The organism is Streptomyces sp. DI166, from assembly GCF_900091315.1.
GTDB lineage: Bacteria > Actinomycetota > Actinomycetes > Streptomycetales > Streptomycetaceae > Streptomyces > Streptomyces fuscus.
Genome location: NZ_FLSP01000024.1, coordinates 73,155 through 96,681, shown reverse-complemented (window position 1 = coordinate 96,681; position 23,527 = coordinate 73,155). Strand labels below are relative to the sequence as shown.

Genomic DNA, 23,527 nt, shown 5'->3' with positions numbered 1-23,527 from the left:
ACCCCCAGCCGCGTTGTCGTCGGTCGCCGACTCCCCCACGCTCGGCTTCGCTCGCGCGGGAGGGACCCCCATCGCGTCGACTCCCTCCTCCGCCTTGCAGCTGCACGCTCCCCCACGCTCGAACAACTCGCGCGGGGGCACCCCCATCGCCCCCGCTCGGCTCAGTCACGACGGACCGTCGATCAGAGCCAGGCTGATCCAAACGAAAGGCCCTAGTCCGGCCGGGACCCGGCACCCCATAGGCTTGGGGCCGCGACCGCTCGCGGGCGCCTTCACCGTCGTACCGGATCTTGGGAGATATGCACATGGCACCCGGCCTTCCCTCCGCCATGGACCGACCGCACTTCATCGGCATCGGCGGCGCCGGGATGTCGGGCATCGCGAAGATCCTCGCGCAGCGCGGGGCCGCGGTGGCCGGCAGCGACGCCAAGGACTCCGCGACCGCCGAGGCGCTGCGGAAGCTGGGCGCGACCGTGCACATCGGGCACGCCGCCGAGCACCTCGCCGACGACGCGAGCTGCGTCGTCGTGTCGTCGGCGATCCGCGCCGACAACCCCGAGCTGGCCCGCGCCGCCGAGCTGGGCATCCCGGTGGTGCACCGCTCCGACGCGCTGGCCGCGCTGATGGACGGGCTGCGGCCGATCGCGGTGGCCGGTACCCACGGCAAGACCACCACCACCTCGATGCTGGCGGTCTCGCTGAGCGAACTGGGCCTGAACCCGTCCTACGCCATCGGCGGCGACCTGGACGCGCCCGGCTCCAACGCCCTGCACGGCGAGGGCGACATCTTCGTCGCCGAGGCCGACGAATCGGACCGCAGCTTCCACAAGTACGCGCCCGAGGTGGCGATCGTGCTCAACGTGGAGCTGGACCACCACGCCAACTACGCCTCGATGGACGAGATCTACGAGTCCTTCGAGACCTTCGTCGGCCGGATCGTGCCCGGCGGCACGCTGGTGATCTCCGCCGACCACGAGGGCGCCCGCGAGCTGACCCGGCGGGTGCGGGACGTGCGGGTGGTGACGTACGGCGAGGCGGCGGACGCCGACGTGCGCGTGCTGTCCGTGGTCGCGCAGGGGCTGAAGAGCGAGGTCACCGTCCTGCTGGACGGCCGGGAGCTGACCTTCACCGTCTCCGTCCCGGGCCGCCACTACGCGCACAACGCCGTCGCCGCCCTCGCCGCGGGCGCCGCCCTCGGCATCCCCGCCGCCGAGCTGGCCCCCGCGCTCGCCGCCTACACCGGCGTCAAGCGCCGGCTCCAGCTCAAGGGCGAGGCCGCTGGCGTGCAGGTCATCGACTCCTACGCGCACCACCCGACCGAGATGACGGCCGACCTGGAGGCCATGCGCGCCGCCGCCGGGGACGCCCGCATCCTCGTCGTCTTCCAGCCCCACCTCTTCTCCCGCACCCAGGAGCTGGGCAAGGAGATGGGCCAGTCCCTGGCCCTCGCGGACGCCTCCCTGGTGCTGGACATCTACCCGGCGCGCGAGGACCCGATCCCGGGCATCACCAGCGAGCTGATCATCGACGCGGCGCGGGCCGCGGGCGCGGACGTCACGGCGGTCCACGACAAGGCGGAGGTGGCCGCGGCGGTGGCGGGAATGGCGAAGCCCGGCGATCTCGTTCTCACCATGGGCGCGGGTGACGTGACGGAACTCGGCCCGCTGATCCTTGACCGCCTGTCGCAGTGAGGAGCTGAGGCTCATGTCGTACGACGTCGAGAAGCCGGACGAGCAGTGGCGCGCGGAGCTGACCCCGGCCGAGTACGCCGTACTCCGGCAGGCCGGTACCGAACCCGCGTTCACCGGTGAGTACACCGACACCAAGACCCAGGGCGTGTACTCCTGTCGCGCCTGCGGCGCCGAACTGTTCACCTCGGACACGAAGTTCGAGTCCCACTGCGGCTGGCCGTCCTTCTACGACCCGAAGGACTCCGACGCGGTGGAGCTGCTGACCGACACCTCCCACGGCATGGTCCGCACCGAGGTCCGCTGCGCCCGCTGCGGCTCCCACCTCGGCCATGTCTTCGAGGGGGAGGGCTATCCGACCCCCACCGACCAGCGGTACTGCATCAACAGCATCTCGCTGCGGCTGTCGCCGACGGAGGAGTGAGCGAACCACCCGCCCGGAAGGGCCGAAACTCGGTCAACCCGACCCGGGGCGCTGGATACTTGACGGCGTATCGGTGTCGGGGTGACCAAGGAGTGGGCCGGTGGATTCTGCCGTGCGGGCGGGACGTTCGGGTGGACGGCATGCGGTCGTCGTGGGCGGCAGCCTCGCGGGGCTGCTCGCGGCGCAGGTACTGGCCGGGCACGCCGACCGGGTGACCGTGATCGAGCGGGACCGGTATCCCGAGGGGCCCGAGCCACGGGCCGGAGTGCCGCAGGGGCGCCACCCCCATGTGCTGCTCCAGGGCGGGCAGTCGGCGCTGGAGGCGCTGCTGCCGGGCTTCCTCGCCGAGCTGCGGGAGTCCGGCTCGCCGTATGTGGGCATGCCGTCGGACCTGGTGCTCTGGCAGGCCGGGCGCTGGCTGCGCCGGGTGCCGGCCCAGGTGTACATCTACACCGGGTCCCGGGCCCAACTGGAGGGCCTGGTTCGACGTCGGGTTCTCGCCAACCCGCTGATCGACACCGTCCAGGGCACCGAGGTCGTCGGACTCCTCGGGGACGCCTCGCGGGTGCGGGGCGTGCTGGTTCGGGAGCGGTCCGGGGAGGCGCGCGCGGCCGAACCCCGGGCGCTGGAGGCGGACTTGGTCGTGGACGCCTCCGGCAGCGGCACGAAGGCCCCGCAGTGGCTGGCCGGGATCGGCGCGGTGCCGCCGCACGAGGAGACCCTCGACACGGGGCTGGCGTACGCCTCCCGCGTCTACCGGGGCCCGAAGGGCGTACTCGACGGCGAGACGACCGGCTACTACGTCTACCCCGGCCCGGACCAGCCGAACGGCGGCGGGGCGCTGCCCCTGGAGGACGGCAGCCATCTGGTGATCGTCTCCGGGCTGCGCGGCGACGAACCGCCCACGGACCCGGACGAGTTCACGGCCTACGCCAAGCGGCTGGGCCACCCGCTGCTGGACCGCTGGATGGCCGAGGCCGAGCCGCTGTCCGCGCCCTTCGGGTACCGCCGCACCGCCAACATCCGCCGCCGCTACGACCTGCCCGGCCCGCCCGCCGGGTTCCTCGCCACCGGCGACGCACTGTGCACCTTCAACCCGATCTACGGGCAGGGCATGGCCGCCGCCGCGATGAGCGCGGTCGCCCTGCGCGACGCCCTCACCGACCCGCGCCGCACACCCACCACGCGCCGGGTCCAGCGGGCCCTGCTCGCCGCGTCCCGGCAGGCCTGGGACATCTCGGCGGGGGCGGACCGGAAGATGCCGGGCGCGCTCGGCAACGCCGTCGACGGCGGCTCCGCGGACCGCTTCGCGGAGTGGTACCTGCGCCGCGTCATGGAACGCACAGCCGGTGACCCGGTCGTGGGCGCGGCCTTCCGGAGCGTGCTGTCCCTGTCCAGCCCGGTCTCGGCACTGTTCGCGCCGAGGGTGGCCCGGGCGGTGCTGTTCGGCCGGCCGCTGCCCACCCCGACGGAGCCGCCGGAGGTACCGGAGAGCGGGGCCTGAGTAGGAGGCAGGCTTAGAGGTTTAGACCTCTGTGGGGTTCTTCCGGCATGATCAAGGCATGGATCAAGGCGCGGAGAGAACCCACCTGCCCACCACCGAGGCCGCTGTCCAGGCCATCCGCGCGATCGCGGAGGAGTTCGGGGTGAGCATGGCCGTCACCGACGACATCGGGGCGGACCGGACCTCGCGGCGGACGTCGGCGGGGCTGTTCGCCGTACTGGACCCCGACGGGTCGCTGCCGCACGAGGCGCTGGTGGAGCTGGGCGGGGCGCCCGACGTGGACGTCCGCCTGTTCCCGGAGGGCGACGCCCGGATCACCGTCGAGGGGGTGGAGTTCCATGACGTGCCCCGGGACTCCGTGCCCGCGTTTCTGACGTCCGTGTACCGCGGGCTCGCCCGGGTCAAGGCGCGGCTGTTCCCGCCCGGGCAGTGGCTTGTCGTGCCGCTGCCCGGGGACGAGACGTACAAGGAGCTGATCCCGGGCGTTCAGCTCACGCCCTGGCTGGCCCGTCGCGTGGGGGCGTGAGGTCAGGCCTTGCGGCCCACTCCGCAGTACGCGTCCACGGCGACGTCCTGGGGGCCCGTGCCGTCCGGGCGCCACTTGGTGACCTGGACGACGCCGGGGTCGACCAGTTCGAGGCCGTCGAAGAAGGCCTCGATCTCCGCGACCGGGCGGACGTAGTACGGGACGGCGCCGCTGGAGTTGTAGGCCTCCGACGCGGCGATCATGCCCTCGCTGGTGGCGGTGCTGTCGCTGATCACCAGGTAGCTGCCCGATGGCAGGCCCGCCATCAGCGCCTGGATCAGCTCGACGGCCTTGGCGTGCTCGGCGACATGGCCCAGGGTGTTGAGGATCATCAGCGCCACCGGCTGGGAGAGGTCCAGCGTCTCGGCGGCGGCGTCCAGCACCGACTTCGGGTCGTACAGGTCGGCGTCCAGGTACGCGGTCTTGCCCTCCGGGGTGCTGGTGAGCAGGGCGTTCGCGTGGGCCAGCACGATCGGGTCGTTGTCGACGTAGACGATCCGGGCGTCCGGGGCGACGCGCTGGGCGACCTCGTGGGTGTTGTCGGCGGTGGGCAGCCCGGTGCCGATGTCCAGGAACTGGCGGATCCCCTGCTCCCCGGCCAGGTGGCGCACGGCACGGCCCAGGAAGTGCCTGCTGGTGACGGCCACGTCGACCAGCCCGGGGAAGATCTCCTTGATGTGGTCGCCGATCTCCCGGTCGACCTCGTAGTTGTCCTTGCCGCCGACGAAGTAGTTCCAGAAGCGCGCCGAGTGCGGCTTCGTCGTGTCGATGCGGGCGCGTATCTCCATCGACGCGCGGATCTGGGGATCGACGTCCGACACGGTGCTGCCTCCTGCTGTGGCGTGGTGATCGGCTGATGGTGATCAGGTGGTGCCCAACTTAAGCGAACTGACTTTCCTCGCACGCCCCTTGGACAGTAAGGGGGCCGAAGACAGTCGATTTTCGGCCACCTCCGTCCATTCGTCGACAGATCGGGTCGGGAACCCGTCCAGGGCGACATCGGGCGGACAGGCGCACACTGGGTATGTGCTGTCGGTGCTCTCCAGGGGGTGTCGGCCAGTGGCTGAGGCACGGTGCGAGCGAGTACGGATGTGGCGGTGGCGGCGCAGTCCGCTCAGGCGGCGCTGCGATCTCGTCGAGGCGTGGGTGGTCCTTGCCGGATGGGTGATCGCCCTGGTGTGCGGGGTGGTCGCGGGGCTGGCCGCGGTCGGCGCGGTGGAGCGGGCCGCCGAGGAGCAGCGCGAGCGCAGCCGGCAGGTGTCGGCAGTGCTGATGGAGGACACGGTCGGCAAGGCGCCCGCGCGGGTCCCGGCCGACTACCGGGTGTGGGCGAAGGTGCGCTGGACCGGGCCCGACGGGCGGACCCACACCGACGAGGCGCGGGTCATGCCGGACATCAGAAAAGGCGCCGCGGTCGAGGTCTGGACCGACGACAGCGGCCGGATCACCTCCGAGCCCCTGAGCGGCTCCGAGATCACGCTGCACTCCGCCTCCGGGGGCACCCTGGCCGCCCTGTGTGCCTCCGGCGCCGTCCTCGGCTGCCTGTGGGGCGTCCGTCAGCTCATGGAGCGCCGACGGCTCGACCAGTGGGAGGCCGAGTGGGCGCGCATCGACACCCGCAACGGCTGGAAGACCGGCTGAACAGGGCGTACCGCGCGGGCCGGTACCCGGTACCGGCCCGCGCGTCTCGGCATCCCGGCTCTGTCAGCGCACCGTGCCGCTCGGGTTCGGGTTCGGGTTCGGCTGCGGGGAGGCGGTGTTGATGTTCAGGTCCGGGCGCGGCTTGAGGACCAGGATCGGGGAGCCGGGCTGCGGCGGGGGCGGGGTCGTCTGGTCCTGCGGCAGCTTCGGGTCGGCGGTCTGCTGGAAGATGACCTGCTCCTGATTGACCAGACCTGTCTTCTCCAGCACCGTGATGTGGTCCAGAACCGTGTCGTTGGCCAGGTCCGCGAGCTGCCTGACCAGCGTGTTCTGGGTGTTGGCGCGGATCTTGGCGATGGCCGGGAAGATCTGGCCGTGCGTGACGCGCATGATGTTCACGGCCGTGGAGTCGAACTCCTTGCCGTTCTTGGAGTCGATCGTCGCCACGAACTGCTGCTGCTGGGGACTGGCCTGGTTGGGCAGTGTGACGCCCAGCTCGGGCGCTATCTTGCGGCACATCTCGTCCAGGCCCGCGTGTCCCACGACCAGGTGCTTGCCGGCTTCCTTCATCGCCGCCGTGGTGCCGCGCTCCATCGCCATCTCGCCCAGCGGGTACTCCCACAGCCCGGCCGACCGCACCTTCACCACGAAGTCGCGATCCGCCTCCGTCAACGGCCCGTACTGGGTGTTGGCGATGATCCGCGAGGTGTCGGACGACGTCTTCTGCACTCCGAGCATCGTCGGATAGGCGAGGGCGGAGAGGGTGAGCACCAGGGCGCCGCCGACGAAGACGGTTCCCGCCGTGCTGCGCGACAAGCGCATTTGACCTCCTGAGGCGTAAGGCTCGGACGTCAAGGAATACGTGCGGACCGCGCGGAACAATCATTCGTGCGGGTAAAACTTCCGGCAATCCCACGTGTCCTGCGTCACAGCACCCTCACAGGGGTGAACTCCGGCCAGTAGATGACAATGAGATTCATTATCGATTAGCGTGTGCGACGCACGGCCCGGCCTCCCGCCCCGAGCGGGGGGTTGCTCGGGCTGCCTCCAACCGCGCCGTGAAAAGGGGAGTCGTGGGTCATCTGCTGGTGGTCGAGAGCTGGGTCGGCTCGATGAGCAGGCTGCTGCCGCGTGCGATACGGGAGGGCGGACACGAGTTCACGTTCCTGACCAGGGACCTGCACCACTACCTGCGCGAGGCGCCCGAGGGGACCGCGCACCCGCTGCTCGGCGCCCGCCATGTGATCACCGCCGACACCAACGACACCGACGCCCTGCTCACCGTCGCCGCGCGGCTGCACGGGGTGCTCGGCTTCGACGGGGTGCTCACCTCCTGCGACTACTACCTGCCCGCCGTCGCCCGGCTCGCCGCGCACCTCGGCCTGCCCGGACCGCGCCCCGAGGCGGTGGCCGACGCCTGCCGCAAGGACGCCACCCGCCGTGTCCTCGCCGCCGCCGGACTGCCCCAGCCGCGCCACGCCGTCCACCAGGACTGGCCCGAACTCGCCCGTGCCGCGAAGGAGATCGGCTACCCGCTGGTCGTCAAGCCGGTCGACCTGTGCGCGGGGATGTACGTCCGCCGCGTCGACGACGAGGCACAGCTCGCCGACGCCGTACGCGCCCTCGACGCCTTCCCCGTCAACGCGCGCGGACAGGAACGCTCGCCCCTGGTCCTCCTCGAAGAGCTGCTCGACGGACCCGAGGTGAGCGTGGAGACCGTCTCCTGCGGCGGCGCCGTGCATGTCGTCGGCGTCACCGACAAGAGCCTCGGCGGCGCCCCCGCCTTCATCGAGACCGGCCACATGTTCCCCGCCGACCTCACCCCCGCCGACACCGAGGCGGTACGGCACACCGCCGTCGCCGCGCTCACCGCGCTCGGCCTGGCCGACGGGGTCGTCGCGCACACCGAGATCAGGCTCACCGCGGACGGGCCACGTGTCGTCGAGGTCAACCCCCGGCCCGCCGGCAACCGCATCACCGAACTCGTCCGCCATGTCACCGGCGTCGACCTCGCCGCCGCCTGCGTCGACCTCGCCCTCGGCGACACCCCCGACCTGCGCGGGGCCGACACCGGACTGCGCAGCGCCGCCATCGGCTTCCTGGTCCCCGACCGCACCGGCACCCTCGAAGCGCTGGACGCGGACGGGCTCGCCGACACGGCCGGGGTGCTGGAGGTGCAACTCGCCGAGCCGGGGCGGGCCGTGCGGGCGGCCGGCAGCAACAACGACTACCTCGGGCATGTGATGGCGGGCGACCCCCAGGGGCTCGGCGCCCGGGACCGGGTCGAGGCGCTGCTCGCCGGGGTACGGGCGGGGCTGGTCGTCCGATGACGCCGTACACCGCACTCCTCGACCGGGTCCGCGCGGGCGCCCTCGGACCCGATCCGGCGGCGCTGCGGATCGCCGTCGCCTTCACCACCCGGCAGGCCGTACGGCACGACGGGCGGGGCACCGGCTACCGCAACGAGGTGCTCAGCCTGCGCCTCGCCGGGGCGGTCGGCTCCTGTGCCGTCGAACCCGGGGCGCTGCCCGAGCACGCGCTCGACGACTGCGTCGGCGCCGATGTCGCCGGGCTGCTGGACCATCCGCTGGAGCCGGTAAGGGTGGCCGCGCTGGACGCCTACCTGATGCACACCGCCCCGCACACCCCGGCCAACGGCGCCGAGAGCGTGCCGCTGCCGTCCGGGACCTCGCTGGAGAAGTCCCGGGCCCGCGCACGGGCCGTCGTCGAGCTGCTCGACCTGCCCGCCGGGGCCACGGTGCTCGTCGTCGGTGTCGTCAACTCCCTGCTGGAGGAGTTGGGTTCGTGCGGGCTCGGTCATGTCCCTTGCGACCTGAAGGGCGGTACGACCGAGTGGGGCGAGCCCGTCGTCCGGGACGCCCTGGGCGCCGCCGACGGCTGTGACGCGCTGCTGGTCTCCGGGATGACCCTGGGCAACGGCACCTTCGAGCCGTTGCGGGAGCACGCGGTGCGCCACGGCAAGCAGTTGGTGATGTTCGCGCAGACCGGCAGCGCGGTGCTGCCGCACTTCCTGGGGCACGGCGTCAGCGCGGTGTGCGCGGAGCCGTACCCCTTCTTCTGGCTCGACGGCGGGCCCGGTGTCGTCCACCGGTACCGCGCGACGGGAGGCCGACGATGACCGCGATGACCGCGACGGCCGTACGGCCCACGGGGCGGCGGGAGTTGCTCGACCTGCTCGGGCGTACCCCCGTCGTCCGGATCACCGCCGAGCTGCCCGGCGCGCACCCCGGGTTCTGGGCCAAGCTGGAAGGGCTCGCGGCGGGCGGCATGAAGGCGCGGGCCGCCGTGTCCATGCTGCTCGGCGCACGTGAGCGCGGCGAACTGGCGCCGGGCGCACCGGTGGTGGAGTCCACCTCCGGCACCCTCGGGGTCGGGCTCGCCTTCGCCGGGCAGGCGCTCGGCCATCCGGTGGTGCTGGTCGGGGACGCCGAACTGGAACCGTCCATGCGGCAGTTGCTGCGCGCCCACGGCGTCCGCCTGGAGCTGGCGGAGCGGCCCGCCGCGCAGGGCGGCTGGCAGGCCGCGCGGCTCGCCCGGCTGCGCGAACTGCTCGCCGAACTGCCCGGCGCCTACTGGCCCGACCAGTACAACAACCCCGACAACACGGCCGGATACGCCTCCCTCGCCGCCGAACTCGGCGCCCAGCTCGACCACCTGGACATCCTGGTGTGCAGCGTCGGCACCGGCGGCCACAGCGCGGGCGTGATCGGACCGCTGCGCCGTCACTGGCCCGCGCTGAGGCTCATCGGCGTCGACGCCACCGGCTCCACCATCTTCGGGCAGCCCGCCAGGACCCGGCTGATGCGCGGCCTCGGCAGCAGCATCCACCCGCGCAATGTCGCCTACGACGCCTTCGACGAGGTGCACTGGGTCGGTCCCGCCGAGGCGGTCGACACCTGCCGCAGGCTGGCCCGCTCCAGCTTCGTCAGCGGCGGCTGGAGCACCGGCGCCGCCGCCCGCGTCGCCGCCTGGGCCGCCCGGGTCAACCCCGGCGCGGTCGTCGCGACCGTCTTCCCGGACGGGCCGCACCGCTACCTCGGCACCGTCTACGACGACGACTTCGCCGCCGCGCACGGCCTGGACCTGTCCGGCGCGGCCACCCGGCCCGTGGAGATACCGCACCCGTACGCTGCCGAGGCCGTCGGCTGGGCGCGCTGCACGCGGGTCACCGACCCCCTGAAAGGCATACGGTGAAGGCCCGTTCGCGCACCGTACGGCTCGAACTCGCCGAGCCGCTGCGCATCTCCCGCTCCACCATGACCGCCCGCGACGCGGTGTGGCTGACCGTCGAGCACGAAGGTGCCCTCGGGTACGGCGAGGCCGTCAGCAGTACGTACTACGGTCTCGACTCGGGCACCCTGCGACGGCTGCTCGACGGTGTCGACCTCGGGCGGTTCGCCGACCCGGAAGGCGCCCTGGAGGCCCTGAGAGAAGGGGAGTTGACGCCGCCCGGCACGCCCGCCGCGGTCACCGCCGCCGTGGAGGCCGCGCTGCTCGACCTGGTCGGGAAGCGCGCCGGGGCGCCCGTGCACCGGCTGCTCGGCACCGCCGTCACGCCGGTGGCCGCCACAGCCCGGACCATCGGCATCACCTCGCTCACCCACGCCGCCGCCGAGGCCCGCGGGCTCGCCGCGCGCGGCTTCGGCATCATCAAGGTCAAGGCGGGCGCCCCCGACCCCGAGGAGGACATCGAGCGGGTGCGCGTCATCCGCGACGCCGCACCGGGCGTACGGCTGCTCCTCGACCCCAACGGCGCCTGGACCCGGGCCCGGGCCGCCGCGCTCCTGCCGCGCTACGCCGCCCTCGGCGTCGAGGCCGTCGAGCAGCCCATCGCGCCCGGCGACCCCGACGGGCTCGCCGCTCTCGCCGCGAAGTCGCCGGTACCGGTCATCGCCGACGAGGACGCGGTGAGCCTCGACGACGCCCGCCGACTGGCCGGCCGGGTGCACGGCGTCAACGTCAAGCTCGCCAAGTGCGGCGGTGTGCACGCCGCACTGCGGATCGCCGACGCCCTCCGGGGCAGCGGCACGGAGCTGATGCTCGGCTGCCTCACCGCCAGCAGCCTCGGAATCGCCCCCGCCGTCCACCTGGCCGACCGCGCCCGCTGGGCCGACCTCGACGGCCATCTGCTGCTCGCCCGCGACCCGTGGACCGGCATCGGCGGCACCGACGGACTCGTCCGCGCGAGCGGGCGGCCGGGGCTGGGGGTGACCTGTGAAGACCTGGCATGAGATACGCCGGTTCCCCTTCGCCGTACGGCTGTTGCTGGTCAACCAGCTCGGCGTGAACACCGGCTTCTACCTGCTCGTCCCCTACCTCGCCACCCACCTCACCGACCACCTGGGCCTGTCGGCGGCTGTCGTCGGGGTGGTCCTCGGGGTGCGCAACCTCAGTCAGCAGGGCCTGTTCATCGTCGGTGGCTCGGCCGCCGACCGGCTCGGCGCGCGCGGGGTCATCATCGCCGGATGCGCCCTGCGGACCGTCGGCTTCGGCCTGTTCGCGCTCGGCGACTCGCTCGCCGTGCTGCTCGCCGCGTCCGTGCTCAGCGGGCTGGCGGGGGCGCTGTTCAACCCGGCCGTCCGGGCCTACCTCGCGCAGGAGGCGGGGGAGCGGAAGGCGGAGGCGTTCGCGCTGTTCAACGTGTTCGCCACGACCGGCGCGCTGATCGGACCCCTGCTGGGCAGCGCGCTGCTCTTGGCCGGCTTCCGCGCCTCCGCGCTGACCGCCGCCGCGATCTTCGCCGTCCTGACCGTGGCGCAGGCCCTGGTACTGCCTTCCCGTGACGTGGCACCGAGCGAGCGCGGGGTCCTCGGGGACTGGCGCGAAGTGCTCGGCAACCGGGCGTTCCTGGCCTTCGCGCTGGCCATGGTCGGCATGTTCACCCTGGAGAACCAGCTCTACCTGCTGCTGCCCGAGGGCGCCCGCCGGGCCACCGGCTGGGACGGGGCGGCGGGACTGGTCTTCCTCGTCGGCACGCTCGCCAACCTCGCCCTCCAGATGCGGATCACGCGCACGCTCAAGTCCCGCGGTGACAGCGCGCGTTGGATCGCCGTGGGCCTCGCGGTGACGGGCCTGGCCTTCCTGCCGCCCCTGGTCGACAGCCCGCTCGCGGTCCTGCTGAGCGCGTTGCTGCTCTACCTCGGCCTGATGATCGCCTCGCCCTTCGTCATGGCCCTCATACCCCGCTTCGGCCGCCCCGAGCTGACCGGCACGTACTTCGGTGTCTTCTACGTCGTCTCCGGCATCGCCGCCGCGGCCGGCAGCGCGGGCGTCGGCTGGGCCATGGACACCGGAGAGCGGCTGCCGTGGCTGTGCTGCGCCGCCCTCGGACTCGCCTCCGCGGCCGGGATGGCACGGCTGCACCGGAGCGGGGCGCTGCCCGCCGAGACGGAACGGAGTCTCGTGTGACCAGCGGGAATCTGCTCACCGACCACCCCGCCCTGTACGAGGCCCGGTTCCCCGACCCCGAGCGGCTCGCCGGGCGGTGGGCCGAGGACTGTCTGCGCCGCCACGGCGCCGGGCCGCGCGTGCTGGACATGGGCTGCGGCACCGGCCGCGACGCCGCCCACCTGCACGCGTGCGGCCGTACCGTCACCGGCGCCGACCGCTCCGAGGCCATGCTCGCGCACGCCCGCGGCCACCACCCCGGGCCCACCTATGTCCGGGCCGACCTGCACGGCTTCGACTTCGGGCGGGCCGCCCACGACGCCGTGGTCTGCCTGGACAGCACCCTGCTGTACTGCCACACCAACGCCCAGCTCGACGGCTTCCTCGCCTCCTGCCGCCGCACCCTGGAGCGGGGCGGGCTGCTGGTCGCCGAGATGCGCAACGGGGCGTACTTCCTGGGGCGCACCGACCTGCTCGGCCGGACCGCCCTCGATTCCTTCACCTGGCAGGGCACCACCTACCGGTCCAGGACCACCCTGTCCGTCGACCGTACCGCCCAACTCCTTCGCCGCAGCCGCGTATGGACCACCGACGACGGCTCACCGCCGCTCGTACAGCACTCCGCCTGGCGGCTGCTGTTCCCGCAGGAGCTGCGGCACTTCCTCACCGCGCACGGCTTCGACGTGCTCGAACTGCACGACGGGCCCGGCCCGCGCACCGAACCCCCCTGGCGGGAGGGCCGGTTGCCCGGCACGCGCACCGACGCCGACCGGCTGCACCTGGTCGCCCGCCTCCGTACCGCCTGAACAACCCCCAGAGGACACAGACATGCACGACGAACGCCTTCCCGGCCTGCGCCGACGCGGCTTCCTCGCCGCCACCGCAGGGGCCGCCGCCCTGACCGTCGTCGGCTGCGACAGCAGCGGCGACACCGACCCGAAGAACACCAGACGGGGCGGCCGGCTGCGGGCCGCCTTCGCGGGCGGCGGCGCCAGCGAGACCCTAGACCCGCACAAGGCGAACCTGTTCGCCGACGCCGCCCGCGCCAAGGCCCTCTACGACAAGCTCGCCGACTTCGGCGCCGACCTGTCCGCACAGCCCCGGCTCGCCGAGAAGTGGGAGCCCAACAAGACCCTCGACCGCTGGCAGGTGACGCTCCGCCAGGCCGACTTCCACGACGGCAAGCCGGTCACCGCGCGCGACGTCCTGCACAGTTACCGCCGGATCGCCGACCCGAAGCAGGCGTTCCGTGCCAGGGCCTCCCTGGAGCCCGTCGATCTCGACGCCAGCCGTGCCGTCGGGGACCGGACCGTGGAGTTCGTGCTGAAGCGGCCCACGGCCGAATTCCCCAATGTCCTCGCGGCGTTCGGGGCGTACATCGTGCCCGAGGGCGCCGACGACTTCGACCGGCGGCCGGTCGGCTCCGGGCCGTTCCGGTTCGTGTCCTTCGCGCCCGGACGGTCCGCGCTCTTCCGTCGCTTCGACGACTACTGGGAGGGCGCCCCCCACCTCGACGAGCTGGAGATCGTCGTCGCCAACGAGGAGTCCGCCCGCGTCAACGCCCTGCTCGGCGGACAGGTCGAGTACGCCCACGAGCTCAACCCCACCACCGCCCGCGCCCACCAGGGCCGCGGGCAGATCGAGATGGTGCGGCTGCGGGGCAGCGCCATGCAGGCGTTCTGCATGAAGACCGACCGCCCGCCCTTCGACGACAAGCGGGTGCGCGAGGCGTTCTTCCTCATCGCCGACCGCAAGGAGCTGGTCGACGGGGCGCTCTCCGGCGCGGGGCAGATCGGCAACGACCTGTTCGGCATGGGGTACGAGTACTACGCCGACTCCCTTCCCCAGCGCACCCAGGACCTCGACCGGGCCCGGGCGCTGCTGAAGAAGGCCGGCGCCGAGAAGCTCCGGGTCACCCTCGACACCTCCGCCGTGGCCGCCGGATTCACCGAGGCCGCCGGGATCTTCCGCGACCAGGCGGCGAAGGCCGGCGTCACCGTAGACGTCCGTATGGGCAGCAAGGACTCCTACTGGAGCGACATCCTCGACTCCGGCACCCTGTGCTGCTACCGCTCCGGCGCCATGCCCATCGAGGCGCACATCTCCCAGCGGCTGCTGACGGACTCCACCACCAACGCCACGCACTGGCGGCACGCCGACTTCGACGCCCTCTACCGTCAGGCGCAGTCCACCCGGGACAAGACCGAACGCGCGGCCCTGTACGAGCGGATGCAGCGCCGCCTGTACGCCGAGGGCGGCTTCCTGATCTGGGGGTTCGCGGACTGGATCATCGGAACGGTGAAGAACGTCAAGGGCGTTGAGGCGAACGCGCCCGCCAACACGCTCGACTGGGCACGCTTCGACAAGGTCTGGCTGGCGTGAGTCCGGGCTCCTTCGTGGCCCGGCGGCTGCTGCTCGGCGCGGCGCAGACCGCGGCCGTGGTGCTGCTGGTCTTCGCGCTCACCGAGGCGCTCCCCGGCGACGCGGCGGTCGCCCTCGCCGGGGACCAGCCCGACCCGGCGCGGATCGCCGCCCTCCGGGAGGCCCTGGAGCTGGACCGGCCCGCCCACGAGCGGCTGGCCGACTGGGCCGCCGGGCTGCTCCACGGCGACCTGGGAACCTCCCTGACGTCCGGCCGCCCGGTGACGCGGTACCTCGCCGACGGGTTCGGCCCGACACTGCTGCTCGCCGGGCTCACCCTGGCCCTTCTGGTCCCCCTCGGCTTCGGCCTCGGCGTCCTCGCCGCCCGCCGCGCCGGAGGAGCCCTGGACCGGCTGATCAGCTCCGTCTCCCTCGCCGTGTACGCCGTACCGGAGTTCGCCCTCGGGGTGCTCCTGGTGACGGTGTTCGCGCTGCGACTGGCGTGGCTGCCGCCCACCGCCGTCGGCTACGGCACCGATCTGCTCGGCCACCCCGCCGCCCTCGTCCTGCCGGTCCTGGTGCTGCTCGCCCGCCCCGTGTGCTCGCTCAGCCGCCTGGTCCGGGCCGGGATGGTCGACGCCCTCGCCGCGCCGTACACCGCCCACGCCCGCCGCTACGGCGTCCCCGAGCGCCGCATCCTGTGGTGGCACGCCCTGCCCGGGGCCGCCGCGCCGGCCGTGCAGCAGCTCGCCCGCACCGCGGACTGGCTGCTGTGCGGAGTCGTCGTCGTGGAGGCCCTCTTCGTGATCCCCGGCCTGGGAACGGTCCTGCTGAACGCCGTGGCCGAACGCGATGTGCCCGTCGTGCAGGGGCTGGCGGTGGTGTTCGGCGTGGTCACGGTCGTGCTCAACCTGGGCGCCGACCTCGTCGCGCACCGGCTGACCCCGAGGGCTGGGGCGGCGGCATGAGCCGCGGCCGTTTCGTACTCGGCGGGCTCGTGGTCGCCGTACCCCTGGCGCTGGCCCTCCTGGGCCCCCTGTTCGCCGGTCCGCCGGGCCCGCGGAGCGTGTCCTTCGCGCTGGGTGAGGGGCACTGGCTCGGCACGGACTTCGTCGGCCGGGACGTGTGGCGGCAGGTGCTGCTGGGCGGCCGTACGGTCGTGGTGACGGCGCTGGCCGCGACGGCTCTGGGCTACCTCGTCGCCGTACCGGTGGGGCTCCTCGCCGCGCTTACGCACGCGCGGTGGCTGGAGGAGCTGCTGATGCGGCCCCTCGACGTACTGCTCGCCGTGCCGTCACTGCTGCTGATCCTGCTGGTGGCCGCCGCGGCCGACCCCGGCCCGGTGGGGCTCGCCCTGCTCGTCGCCCTGGTCAACGTGCCCGACGCCGCCCGTATCGTGCGCGCGGCGGCCGGCGAGGCGGCGTCCCGGCCCGCGGTCGAGGCGCTGCGTATGCAGGGCGAGAGCTGGTGGCGGGTGGCGGTCTCCTACGTCACCCGCAGTGCCCTGCGCACGCTCGCCGCGGACGCCGGTATCCGGCTGACGGGGGTGCTGTACCTGGTCTCCACGGCGGCCTTCCTCGGTGTCGGTGCCGCTCCGGACGCGGCGGACTGGGCCGTCATGGTCGACCGCAACCGCACGGGGCTGTTCGTCCAGCCGTGGGCGGTGGTGGTGCCCGCGGTGCTGATCGTGGGGCTCACGACCGGGGTGAACCTGCTGTTCGACGCGGCGCTGGAGAAGAAGGGCCGGGCGCGGTCATGAGCGAGGATTCGGTCGCGGAGATCCGGGACCTGCGGGTCGAGGTCGGCGGGCGGGCCCTCGTGGACGGGGTGAGTCTGCGGGTGCCGCCCGGCAAGGTCGTCGCGCTGGTCGGCGCCTCCGGGAGCGGGAAGACCACCACCGGGCTCGCCCTGCTCGGGGAGTATCCGGCCGGGGCACGGGTCAGCGGGGAGGTGCGCAGGGCGCCCGGCGCCGTGGGGTACGTGCCGCAGCATCCCGGTGCCGTGCTCCATCCGGCGCTGCGCGTCGGAGTTCTGCTGCGGGACATCGCCCGCGCCCACGGCCGGGATCGCGACGACCTCCGGCAGGCGCTCGCCGACGCCCGGCTCCCGGAGGGGGAGGCGCTCCTGCGGCGCTACCCGCACCAGCTCTCCGGCGGACAGCAGCAGCGGATCGTGCTGGCCCAGGCCCTGCTGCCCCGGCCCCGGGTCGTCGTCGCAGACGAACCCACCACCGGGCAGGACCCGGAGACCAAGCGGCAGATCGCGGAGCGGTTCGCGGCGGTCGCGGCGCGCGGTATCGCGGTCGTGCTGCTCAGCCACGACCTCGACGTGGTGCGGGCGCTCGCCGACGAGGTGCTGGTGATGCGGGCCGGGCGGGTCGTCGAGTCCGGGCCCGCCGAGCGGCTGTGGCGGGCTCCCCGGCACGAGTGGACGCGCAGGCTGCTCGACGCGGAGGGCGTCCCGCCCGCGGACGGTGTCGGGCGCGGCGTTGGCGGGGTGCTGCCTGTGGGGGGTGGCGGTGTCGGGCGCGGCGTTGGCGGGGTGCTGCCTGTGGGGGGTGGCGGTGTCGGGTGCGGCGTTGGCGGGGTGCTGCCCGTGGACGGTGGCGGTGTCGGGTGTGGTGCTGAGGGGGTCCCGCCCGTGGAGGGTGGCGGTATGGGGTGCGGTGTTGACGGGATCCCGCCCGCCGACGGCGACGGCATCGGGCGGCCCGTGCTGGAGGTGCGGGACCTCACCGCCGTGCACGGCCGCACCCCCGTGCTGCGCGTGCCCCGGCTCGTCCTGCGCGCGGGCGAATGCCTGGCGGTGGTCGGGCGGTCCGGCAGTGGCAAGACCACCCTCGGCCGGTGCCTGGCGGGCCTGCACCGGCACCACGACGGCACCGTCCTGCTGGACGGCGTCCCGCTCCCGCGCAGTCTGCGGCACCGGGACCGGGAGCGGCTCGCCGCCGTCCAGTACGTCTTCCAGGACGCCCGCGCCGCCTTCGACGAGCACCGCCCGGTGCTGGACCAGGTCGCCCGCACCGCAGTCCGCCTGCGCGGCGCCGACGCGCACGCGGCGCGTGCCGAGGCCCTGGACACCCTCGCCCGGCTCGGACTCACCGGAGACCTCCCACACCGCCGCCCCGGTGCCCTGTCCGGCGGTGAGCTCCAGCGCGCCGCCCTCGCCCGCGCCCTGCTCGCCCGGCCCCGCGTTCTGGTCTGCGACGAGATCACCTCCGGGCTCGACACGGTCACGCGGCGTGCTCTGCTCGATCTGCTCGCCGGGCTGCCCGCGGACCGCCCCGGACTGTCCCTCGTCCTGATCACCCATGATCCGCAGACCGCTCGGCTCGCGCAACGGACCGTCGTGGTGGAGGCTGGGCACGTCACCGAGCGGGCCCCCGGCCCCCTCACCGTCTGTTGTGAGGTGGGTCACAAAGGGTCTAGGGTGAAATCGCTTGAGGGAAGTGAGGCCGTTGTCCGTCGCCTGGGACGACATCGGCGGACTCGTCGATGCCCATGAACGTTTCCTCGCCGGCGCCCGCGTCGACTCGGACGTCCGGGACCCCGTGCTGGCGTCCTGGAAGCGCTGCCGGGCCGCCGGTCTGGAACCGGGACGGCTCTACATCCCCTACGAGCCCGACGTGGCCCTCGACGAGCGGTTCATGCGCGCCGCCGAACCCGTGCTGCGCAAGCTCGCCGACTCCCTCTCCGAACTCGGCACCACCGTCGCGCTCTGTGACGGACAGGGCTGGATGGTCAAGCGCCTCGGCGGGAACCGGGAGCTGCTCGCCCGACTCGACAGCGTCCACTTCGCCCCCGGGTTCGACATGTCCGAGGAGTCGGCCGGGACCAACGGGGTGGGCACCGCACTCGTCGAGCGCGGGCCCGTCCAGGTCGTCGGGCGTGAGCACTTCGCGGACTGCCTGCAGCCCTTCGCCTGCGCGGGAGCCCCGATCCGGGACCCGCTCAGCGGGCGCATCGAGGCCGTCCTGGACCTGAGCTGCCTGCGCGACGACGGCGACCCGATCATGCTCCGGCTGGTCAAGGAGGCCGCCCAGGCCATCGAGGCCCGGCTGCTGGAGGCGTCCACCGAGCGGGAGCGGGCGCTGCTCGCCGCCTACCGGCAGGCCACCGCGGACACCGGCGCGGGCGTGGACGGTGCCGCCGGACTCGGCCGGATCGACCTGGCCGTCCTGCGCGAGAAGGCCGAGGCGCTGCTCGCCTCGCCGCACCGCACGCTCGACGAGGTGAACCTGACCGGAGGGCGGTCCGCCATCCTGCTGCGCCGGCCGGTCGTCGGCGCGTCCGGGGAGTCCGGCGTCGTCGTCGAGGCCCGCATCCTGGGCCACCCGAGTCCGGTCGACCTCGGCATCGGGACCAGGGCCCCGGCCGGGCACCCGCCGGGCCCGCACACGCCCGGAGGGGGGAGTCACAGCCGCGTCGCCGACCACACACACCGGATGGCGTGGGCCGATCCGACCCAGGACCTCGCCCAGGCCCTCACCCCGCATCCGGGTACCGCGCATGTCGTGTCGTCCCCGTCCGCGGGTGACACCCCCGGGCGGCTGGTCCTCGTCGGGGAGCCCGGAGTCGGCCGGCTCGCCCTGCTGGCGCGCCGGCGGCTGGAGCTGCTGCACGAGGCGGGCATCCGCATCGGCGCCACCCTCGACGTCACCCGCACCGCCGAGGAGGTCGCCGAGATCGCCGTGCCCCGCTTCGCCGACTTCGCGGCCGTCGACCTGCCCGACGCGGTGCTGAACGGCGAGGAGCCCGAGGTGCTCGGCGGGGACAGCCCGCTGCGCCGGGTCGCCCTGCGCAGCCGCAACGACGAACCGCGGCTCTACCACGTCGGCGACGCCTTCTCGTACGTGAGCTCCACCCCGCAGGCGCGCAGTCTGGAGAGCGGGCGGGCGGTGCTGGAGCCGGTGCTGTCGGAGGCGCTGGGCTGGTTCGCGCAGGACCCGGTGCGGCTGGAGCGGGTGCTCGCGGCCGGGACGCACTCCCTGATCACGGTGCCGCTGCGGGCCCGCGGCGCCACGCTCGGTGTGGTCAGCTTCTACCGGTGCGCCAACCCCGAGCCCTTCGAGGGCGACGACCTCTCCCTCGCCCAGGAGCTGGGCGGGCGGGCGGCGATGTGCATCGACAACGCCCGCCGCTTCACCCGCGAGCACAACACCGCCCTCACCCTCCAGCGCAGCCTGCTGCCGCGGGGGCGGCCCGAGCAGAGCGCCGTCGAGGTCGCCTACCGGTACCTGCCCGCGCAGGCCGCGGTCGGCGGCGACTGGTTCGACGTCGTGCCGCTCTCCGGGGCCCGGGTGGCGCTGGTGGTCGGGGACGTCGTGGGGCACGGGCTGCACGCCGCCGCGACCATGGGGCGGCTGCGGACGGCCGTGCACAACTTCTGCGCCCTCGACCTGCCCCCCGACGAGGTCCTCACCCACCTCGACGACCTGGTCGGACGGCTCGACCGGGGCGAGGGCTGGGCGCTGGAGAAGTCCTCGGCGGAGAGCTGGAGCATCGGCGCGACCTGTCTGTTCGCCGTGTACGACCCGGTGTCCCGGCGCTGCACGCTCACCCGCGCCGGGCACCCGCTGCCCGCGGTCGTCGCCCCCGACGGCACCGTGGACTTCGTCGACCTGCCGTCCGGGCCGCCGCTCGGGCTCGGCGGGATGCCGTTCGAGACGGCCGAGCTGGAACTGGCCGAGGGCAGCCAGCTGGTGCTCTACACCGACGGGCTGGTCGAGGACCGGCACCGCGACATCGACGCCGGACTGGCCCGGCTGCGCGCCGTCCTCGCCCACCCCGGCCGCGGCCCCGAGGACACCTGCGAGGCCGTCCTCGACGCCCTGCTCCCGGCCCGCCCCGGCGACGACGTGGCCCTGCTGGTCGCCCGCACCCATGTTCTCGGGTCCGACCGGGTCGCCCAGTGGGACCTGCCGAGCGACCCGTCCGTCGTCTCCCGGGCCCGCGCCATGGTCACCCAGCAGCTCGCCGCCTGGGGCCTGTCCGACCTCGCCTTCACCACGGAACTGGTCGCCAGCGAACTGGTCACCAACGCCATCCGCTACGCCACCGGCCCCCTCCAGCTCCGGCTGCTGCGCGACCGTGCCCTGATCTGCGAGGTCTCCGACGGCAGCAACACCTCCCCGCGGCTGCGCCGCGCCCGCACCGAGGACGAGGGCGGGCGCGGTCTGTTCCTGGTGGCCCAGCTCACCGAGCGCTGGGGGACGCGGTACACCCCGCACGGCAAGATCATCTGGACGGAGCAGCCGTTGCCGTAGGAGGTCACCAGCCCGTCCGCAGCAGGTGGTTGATCAGCAGCGCCAGCACCGCCTGGGCGGCCAGCCAGGCCCGCGGGGACGGCAGGCGGGCGCAGGACGGGATGAGCCACAGGGCGAACGGGAGCCAGATGCGTTCCGTCTCCGCCTTGCTCATGCCTGACAGGTCCGCGACGAGCATCGAGGTCAGGGCGGCGGTGGTCAGGAGGGCGAGGCGGAACCGCGGGCCGGGCTCCTTGTGCAGCAGGGTCGAGCCTGTCCGGCGCAGGCCCGCCGCGGTCGCCAGGCCCGTCACCAGGACCTGGCAGGCCAGGTTGGCCCAGACCCAGTACGCCTGGGGGCGGACTCCGCCCGCGCCCTGGTAGTAGCGGGTGACCAGGATGTCGTAGGCCTCCCACCAGTAGAAACCGAGGCCGGTGAACAGCAGGGGGACCACCAGGAAGCCGGGGATCGCGTACAGCAGGGGGCGGACCCGGGCCCGGCCCAGGAGCAGGACCGCCGCCGCGATGACCGCGTACAGCGTCAGGCCGTACGACAGGTACAGCGTCAGGCCGAACAACAGGCCCGAGCCGAAGGCCGTCCACGGTGTGCGGCGGCCGGTCACCGCCAGTGCCAGCAGCGCCACCGCCCACGCCGCCACCGCCGCGAAGTACGCGTCCGCCGACGCGCCCAGCCACACCGCGCCCGGGGCGAGGACCAGGAACGGGGCGGCACGGCGGGCGAGTTGTTCGTCGGCGAGGGCGCGGACGGTGACCAGGATCGCGAGGGCGGCCGTGGCGCCCAGCACGATGCACCACACGCCCGCCCAGGCGCCGCCGCCCAGGCCGATCCGGTCCAGGTGGACGAAGGTGAGCGTGGCGGCCGGGGGGTGGCCCGCCACATGTGCCGGCCAGTTGTCGGGGGAGTCCAGGAGGATGTGGTCGGTGAAGGTGCGCAGCGTGGCCGGGATGTCCTGGAAGCGGTCGATGACCTGGAGGTACTCGTGCCGGGTCGTCAGACGGCGGGCGATGCCGCGGTGCCAGCCGTCGACCAGGGCCAGCGAGAAGATCCACGCCGTGCCCGTGCCCCACACCGTGAACAGCAGGCCCCGCCACGGCAGTCGGGCGGCGAGCGCAGGGCCGTACGCCACCACCGCCACCGCGACCGCGAGCGCCGCCGGGGTGCCGGGGCCGAGGTGCGGGTCCCAGCTCGCCAGCAGGGGCGGCCAGTTGACGCGGAGGGTGCCGTCACGGTGCTGGATCGCGGTGCCGACGACGGCGGCGACCGCCACGAGCAGCGCGGCGGCCCCGGCGGCGTACAGGTCGCGGCGGAGGTCACGGGAGGGTTCGCGGATCACGTCTGCACGCTAGGACCGCGCAGGGCGACCGGACGGCTGACAGGCGGTGACGTCAGCATTTCGTCATGGTTCGCAGCCCCGTCCGGGGCCCGGTTCCGGCTTACGTTCGCACCATGAAAAGGTCCCTCGGACGTTCCCCGGAACGGTCTCCCTTCTCACCCGGCTTCTGGCGCAGCCCGCTGCGCGGTCCCTGGCTCACCTCGGTGCTCGGCATGGTCCTGCTCGGCGGCATCACGGTGCTGTTCGTGACGGGACTGCTGTCGTACGCGGCCTACAACCCCGATCTCGCGCCGGTGAACGACAAGACCCCGGACAAGGGGATCCTCGGCTTCTACCTGTTCTCCTGGCCGACCGATCCGCACTGGCTGTACCGGCTCAACCAGGGCGTCCACGTCACCCTCGGTCTCACCCTCATCCCCGTCCTGCTGGCCAAGCTCTGGTCGGTCGTGCCGCGGCTGTTCACGCTGCCGCCCGCCCGCTCCGTCGCCCACGCCCTGGAACGGCTCTCGCTGCTGCTCCTGGTCGGCGGCGCGCTGTTCGAGTTCGTCACCGGCGTGTTCAACGTCCAGCTCAACTACGTCTTCCCGGGCTCCTTCTACCCCCTGCACTTCTACGGCGCGTGGGTCTTCTTCGCCGCCTTCCTTGTTCATACCGCGCTCAAGCTGCCGACGGCGCTGCGCAATCTGCGGCAGATCCGGGAGGAGAAGAACGACCTCGTTCCCGTGAACCCCGCCGAGCCGACCGTCTCCCGGCGCGGCGCCCTGTGGTTCGTCGGCGGCGGCTCGGCGCTGCTGTTCGCCACCAGCGTCGGCCAGAACAGCGACAGCCTGCGCTTCACGGCCCTGCTCGCCCCGCACGGCCCCGCCGACCCCGGCGACGGCCCGAACGGCTTCCAGATCAACAAGACGGCCGCCCGCGCCGGTATCCGCCCCGCCGACACCGACGACGAGGCCTGGCGCCTGGTCGTCGTCGGCCGCGGCGGCACCGTCCGGCTCAGCCGCGCCGAACTGCTCGCGATGGAGCAGCACAGCGCGGCGCTGCCCATCGCCTGCGTCGAGGGCTGGTCCACCTCCGACCAGTGGTGGCGCGGCGTACGGCTGCGCGACCTCGCCGCGCTCGTCGGGTACGACGACCCGGACACCGTCCCCGACGTGTTCGTGGAGTCCCTCCAGCAGAGCGGCGCCTTCCGCCGGGCCGCCCTGCGCGCCAACCAGGTCGCCGACCCGCGCTCCCTGCTCGCCCTGGGCGTCAACGGCGAGGACCTGTCCCCCGACCACGGCTACCCGGCCCGGATCATCGTGCCCGCGGCGCCCGGTGTGCTCAACACCAAGTGGGTGGCCAAGCTGACCTTCGGAGACCTGTGATGCGACCGAGGAT

At 73.4% G+C, this 23,527-nt stretch carries 20 protein-coding genes; 17 read left to right on the top strand and 3 right to left on the bottom strand.

What is annotated here, in order from left to right; all coding sequences use genetic code 11:
* The first annotated feature begins 305 nt into the window (after positions 1-305).
* The 4 genes from murC (at position 306) to GA0115233_RS14640 (ending at position 4,142) form a co-directional block, all read left to right on the top strand.
* Positions 306-1,691, top strand: a complete 1,386-nt coding sequence (murC, locus tag GA0115233_RS14655; RefSeq protein ID WP_093720634.1) for a UDP-N-acetylmuramate--L-alanine ligase — start codon at positions 306-308, stop codon at positions 1,689-1,691.
* Positions 1,692-1,704: 13 nt separating this feature from the next.
* Positions 1,705-2,112 (top strand): peptide-methionine (R)-S-oxide reductase MsrB, encoded by a 408-nt coding sequence (gene msrB / locus GA0115233_RS14650; protein WP_093720633.1) that lies wholly within the window; start codon positions 1,705-1,707, stop codon positions 2,110-2,112.
* 100 nt (positions 2,113-2,212) lie between these two features.
* Positions 2,213-3,616, top strand: a complete 1,404-nt coding sequence (locus tag GA0115233_RS14645; protein ID WP_093720632.1) for an FAD-dependent oxidoreductase — start codon at positions 2,213-2,215, stop codon at positions 3,614-3,616.
* Positions 3,617-3,674: 58 nt separating this feature from the next.
* Positions 3,675-4,142: a hypothetical protein gene (locus GA0115233_RS14640; RefSeq protein WP_093720641.1), complete on the top strand. Its 468-nt coding sequence runs from the start codon at positions 3,675-3,677 to the stop codon at positions 4,140-4,142.
* A gap of 2 nt (positions 4,143-4,144) precedes the next feature.
* On the opposite strand, the gene GA0115233_RS14635 is transcribed toward GA0115233_RS14640, so the two are convergent.
* Complete coding sequence (locus GA0115233_RS14635) at positions 4,145-4,930, bottom strand: SAM-dependent methyltransferase (protein WP_093720640.1); 786 nt, start codon at positions 4,928-4,930, stop codon at positions 4,145-4,147.
* 271 nt (positions 4,931-5,201) lie between these two features.
* Here GA0115233_RS14635 and GA0115233_RS14630 point away from each other — a divergent pair, with 271 nt between their 5' ends.
* Entirely contained in the window at positions 5,202-5,783 is a 582-nt protein-coding gene (locus GA0115233_RS14630) for an Rv1733c family protein (protein ID WP_255310186.1), read from the top strand.
* 63 nt (positions 5,784-5,846) lie between these two features.
* On the opposite strand, the gene GA0115233_RS14625 is transcribed toward GA0115233_RS14630, so the two are convergent.
* Positions 5,847-6,605, bottom strand: coding sequence for a DUF4142 domain-containing protein (locus GA0115233_RS14625; RefSeq protein ID WP_093720630.1), 759 nt, complete (start codon positions 6,603-6,605; stop codon positions 5,847-5,849).
* A gap of 251 nt (positions 6,606-6,856) precedes the next feature.
* Between GA0115233_RS14625 and GA0115233_RS14620 the strand changes: the two genes are divergently transcribed.
* Genes GA0115233_RS14620 through GA0115233_RS14570 form a run of 11 tightly spaced genes read left to right on the top strand, consistent with a single transcriptional unit; the run spans position 6,857 to position 20,817 of the window.
* On the top strand, positions 6,857-8,113 hold the full coding sequence (locus GA0115233_RS14620) for an ATP-grasp domain-containing protein (protein WP_176711777.1): 1,257 nt from the start codon (positions 6,857-6,859) through the stop codon (positions 8,111-8,113).
* Positions 8,110-8,922 (top strand): hypothetical protein, encoded by an 813-nt coding sequence (locus tag GA0115233_RS14615; RefSeq protein WP_093720629.1) that lies wholly within the window; start codon positions 8,110-8,112, stop codon positions 8,920-8,922. The genes GA0115233_RS14620 and GA0115233_RS14615 overlap by 4 nt, the downstream gene beginning before the upstream one ends.
* Before the next feature lie 5 nt (positions 8,923-8,927).
* A complete protein-coding gene (locus GA0115233_RS14610; protein WP_093720638.1) occupies positions 8,928-9,998 on the top strand; it encodes a PLP-dependent cysteine synthase family protein in 1,071 nt (356 codons plus the stop codon).
* Positions 9,995-11,035, top strand: a complete 1,041-nt coding sequence (locus GA0115233_RS14605) for a dipeptide epimerase (RefSeq protein WP_093720628.1) — start codon at positions 9,995-9,997, stop codon at positions 11,033-11,035. Before GA0115233_RS14610 ends, GA0115233_RS14605 begins: the two co-directional genes overlap by 4 nt.
* Positions 11,019-12,212: an MFS transporter gene (locus tag GA0115233_RS14600; RefSeq protein WP_093720627.1), complete on the top strand. Its 1,194-nt coding sequence runs from the start codon at positions 11,019-11,021 to the stop codon at positions 12,210-12,212. Before GA0115233_RS14605 ends, GA0115233_RS14600 begins: the two co-directional genes overlap by 17 nt.
* Positions 12,209-12,997 carry a class I SAM-dependent DNA methyltransferase gene (locus GA0115233_RS14595; protein ID WP_093720626.1) on the top strand — a complete coding sequence of 263 codons (789 nt, stop codon included), beginning with the start codon at positions 12,209-12,211 and terminating at the stop codon, positions 12,995-12,997. The genes GA0115233_RS14600 and GA0115233_RS14595 overlap by 4 nt, the downstream gene beginning before the upstream one ends.
* Positions 12,998-13,019: 22 nt before the next feature.
* On the top strand, positions 13,020-14,573 hold the full coding sequence (locus GA0115233_RS14590) for an ABC transporter substrate-binding protein (protein ID WP_093720625.1): 1,554 nt from the start codon (positions 13,020-13,022) through the stop codon (positions 14,571-14,573).
* On the top strand, positions 14,561-15,520 hold the full coding sequence (locus GA0115233_RS14585) for an ABC transporter permease (RefSeq protein ID WP_093720624.1): 960 nt from the start codon (positions 14,561-14,563) through the stop codon (positions 15,518-15,520). The genes GA0115233_RS14590 and GA0115233_RS14585 overlap by 13 nt, the downstream gene beginning before the upstream one ends.
* Positions 15,517-16,311, top strand: coding sequence for an ABC transporter permease (locus GA0115233_RS14580; RefSeq protein WP_093720623.1), 795 nt, complete (start codon positions 15,517-15,519; stop codon positions 16,309-16,311). The genes GA0115233_RS14585 and GA0115233_RS14580 overlap by 4 nt, the downstream gene beginning before the upstream one ends.
* Complete coding sequence (locus GA0115233_RS14575) at positions 16,308-18,056, top strand: ABC transporter ATP-binding protein (RefSeq protein WP_093720622.1); 1,749 nt, start codon at positions 16,308-16,310, stop codon at positions 18,054-18,056. The genes GA0115233_RS14580 and GA0115233_RS14575 overlap by 4 nt, the downstream gene beginning before the upstream one ends.
* A complete protein-coding gene (locus GA0115233_RS14570) occupies positions 18,010-20,817 on the top strand; it encodes a SpoIIE family protein phosphatase (protein ID WP_093720621.1) in 2,808 nt (935 codons plus the stop codon). Before GA0115233_RS14575 ends, GA0115233_RS14570 begins: the two co-directional genes overlap by 47 nt.
* A gap of 4 nt (positions 20,818-20,821) precedes the next feature.
* Here the strand turns inward: GA0115233_RS14570 and GA0115233_RS14565 are convergent, their stop codons facing one another.
* On the bottom strand, positions 20,822-22,150 hold the full coding sequence (locus GA0115233_RS14565; protein WP_093720620.1) for a hypothetical protein: 1,329 nt from the start codon (positions 22,148-22,150) through the stop codon (positions 20,822-20,824).
* Positions 22,151-22,263: 113 nt separating this feature from the next.
* On the opposite strand from GA0115233_RS14565, the gene GA0115233_RS14560 reads away from it, so the two are divergent.
* Positions 22,264-23,514: a molybdopterin-dependent oxidoreductase gene (locus GA0115233_RS14560; protein ID WP_255310185.1), complete on the top strand. Its 1,251-nt coding sequence runs from the start codon at positions 22,264-22,266 to the stop codon at positions 23,512-23,514.
* The last annotated feature ends 13 nt before the right edge of the window (positions 23,515-23,527 follow it).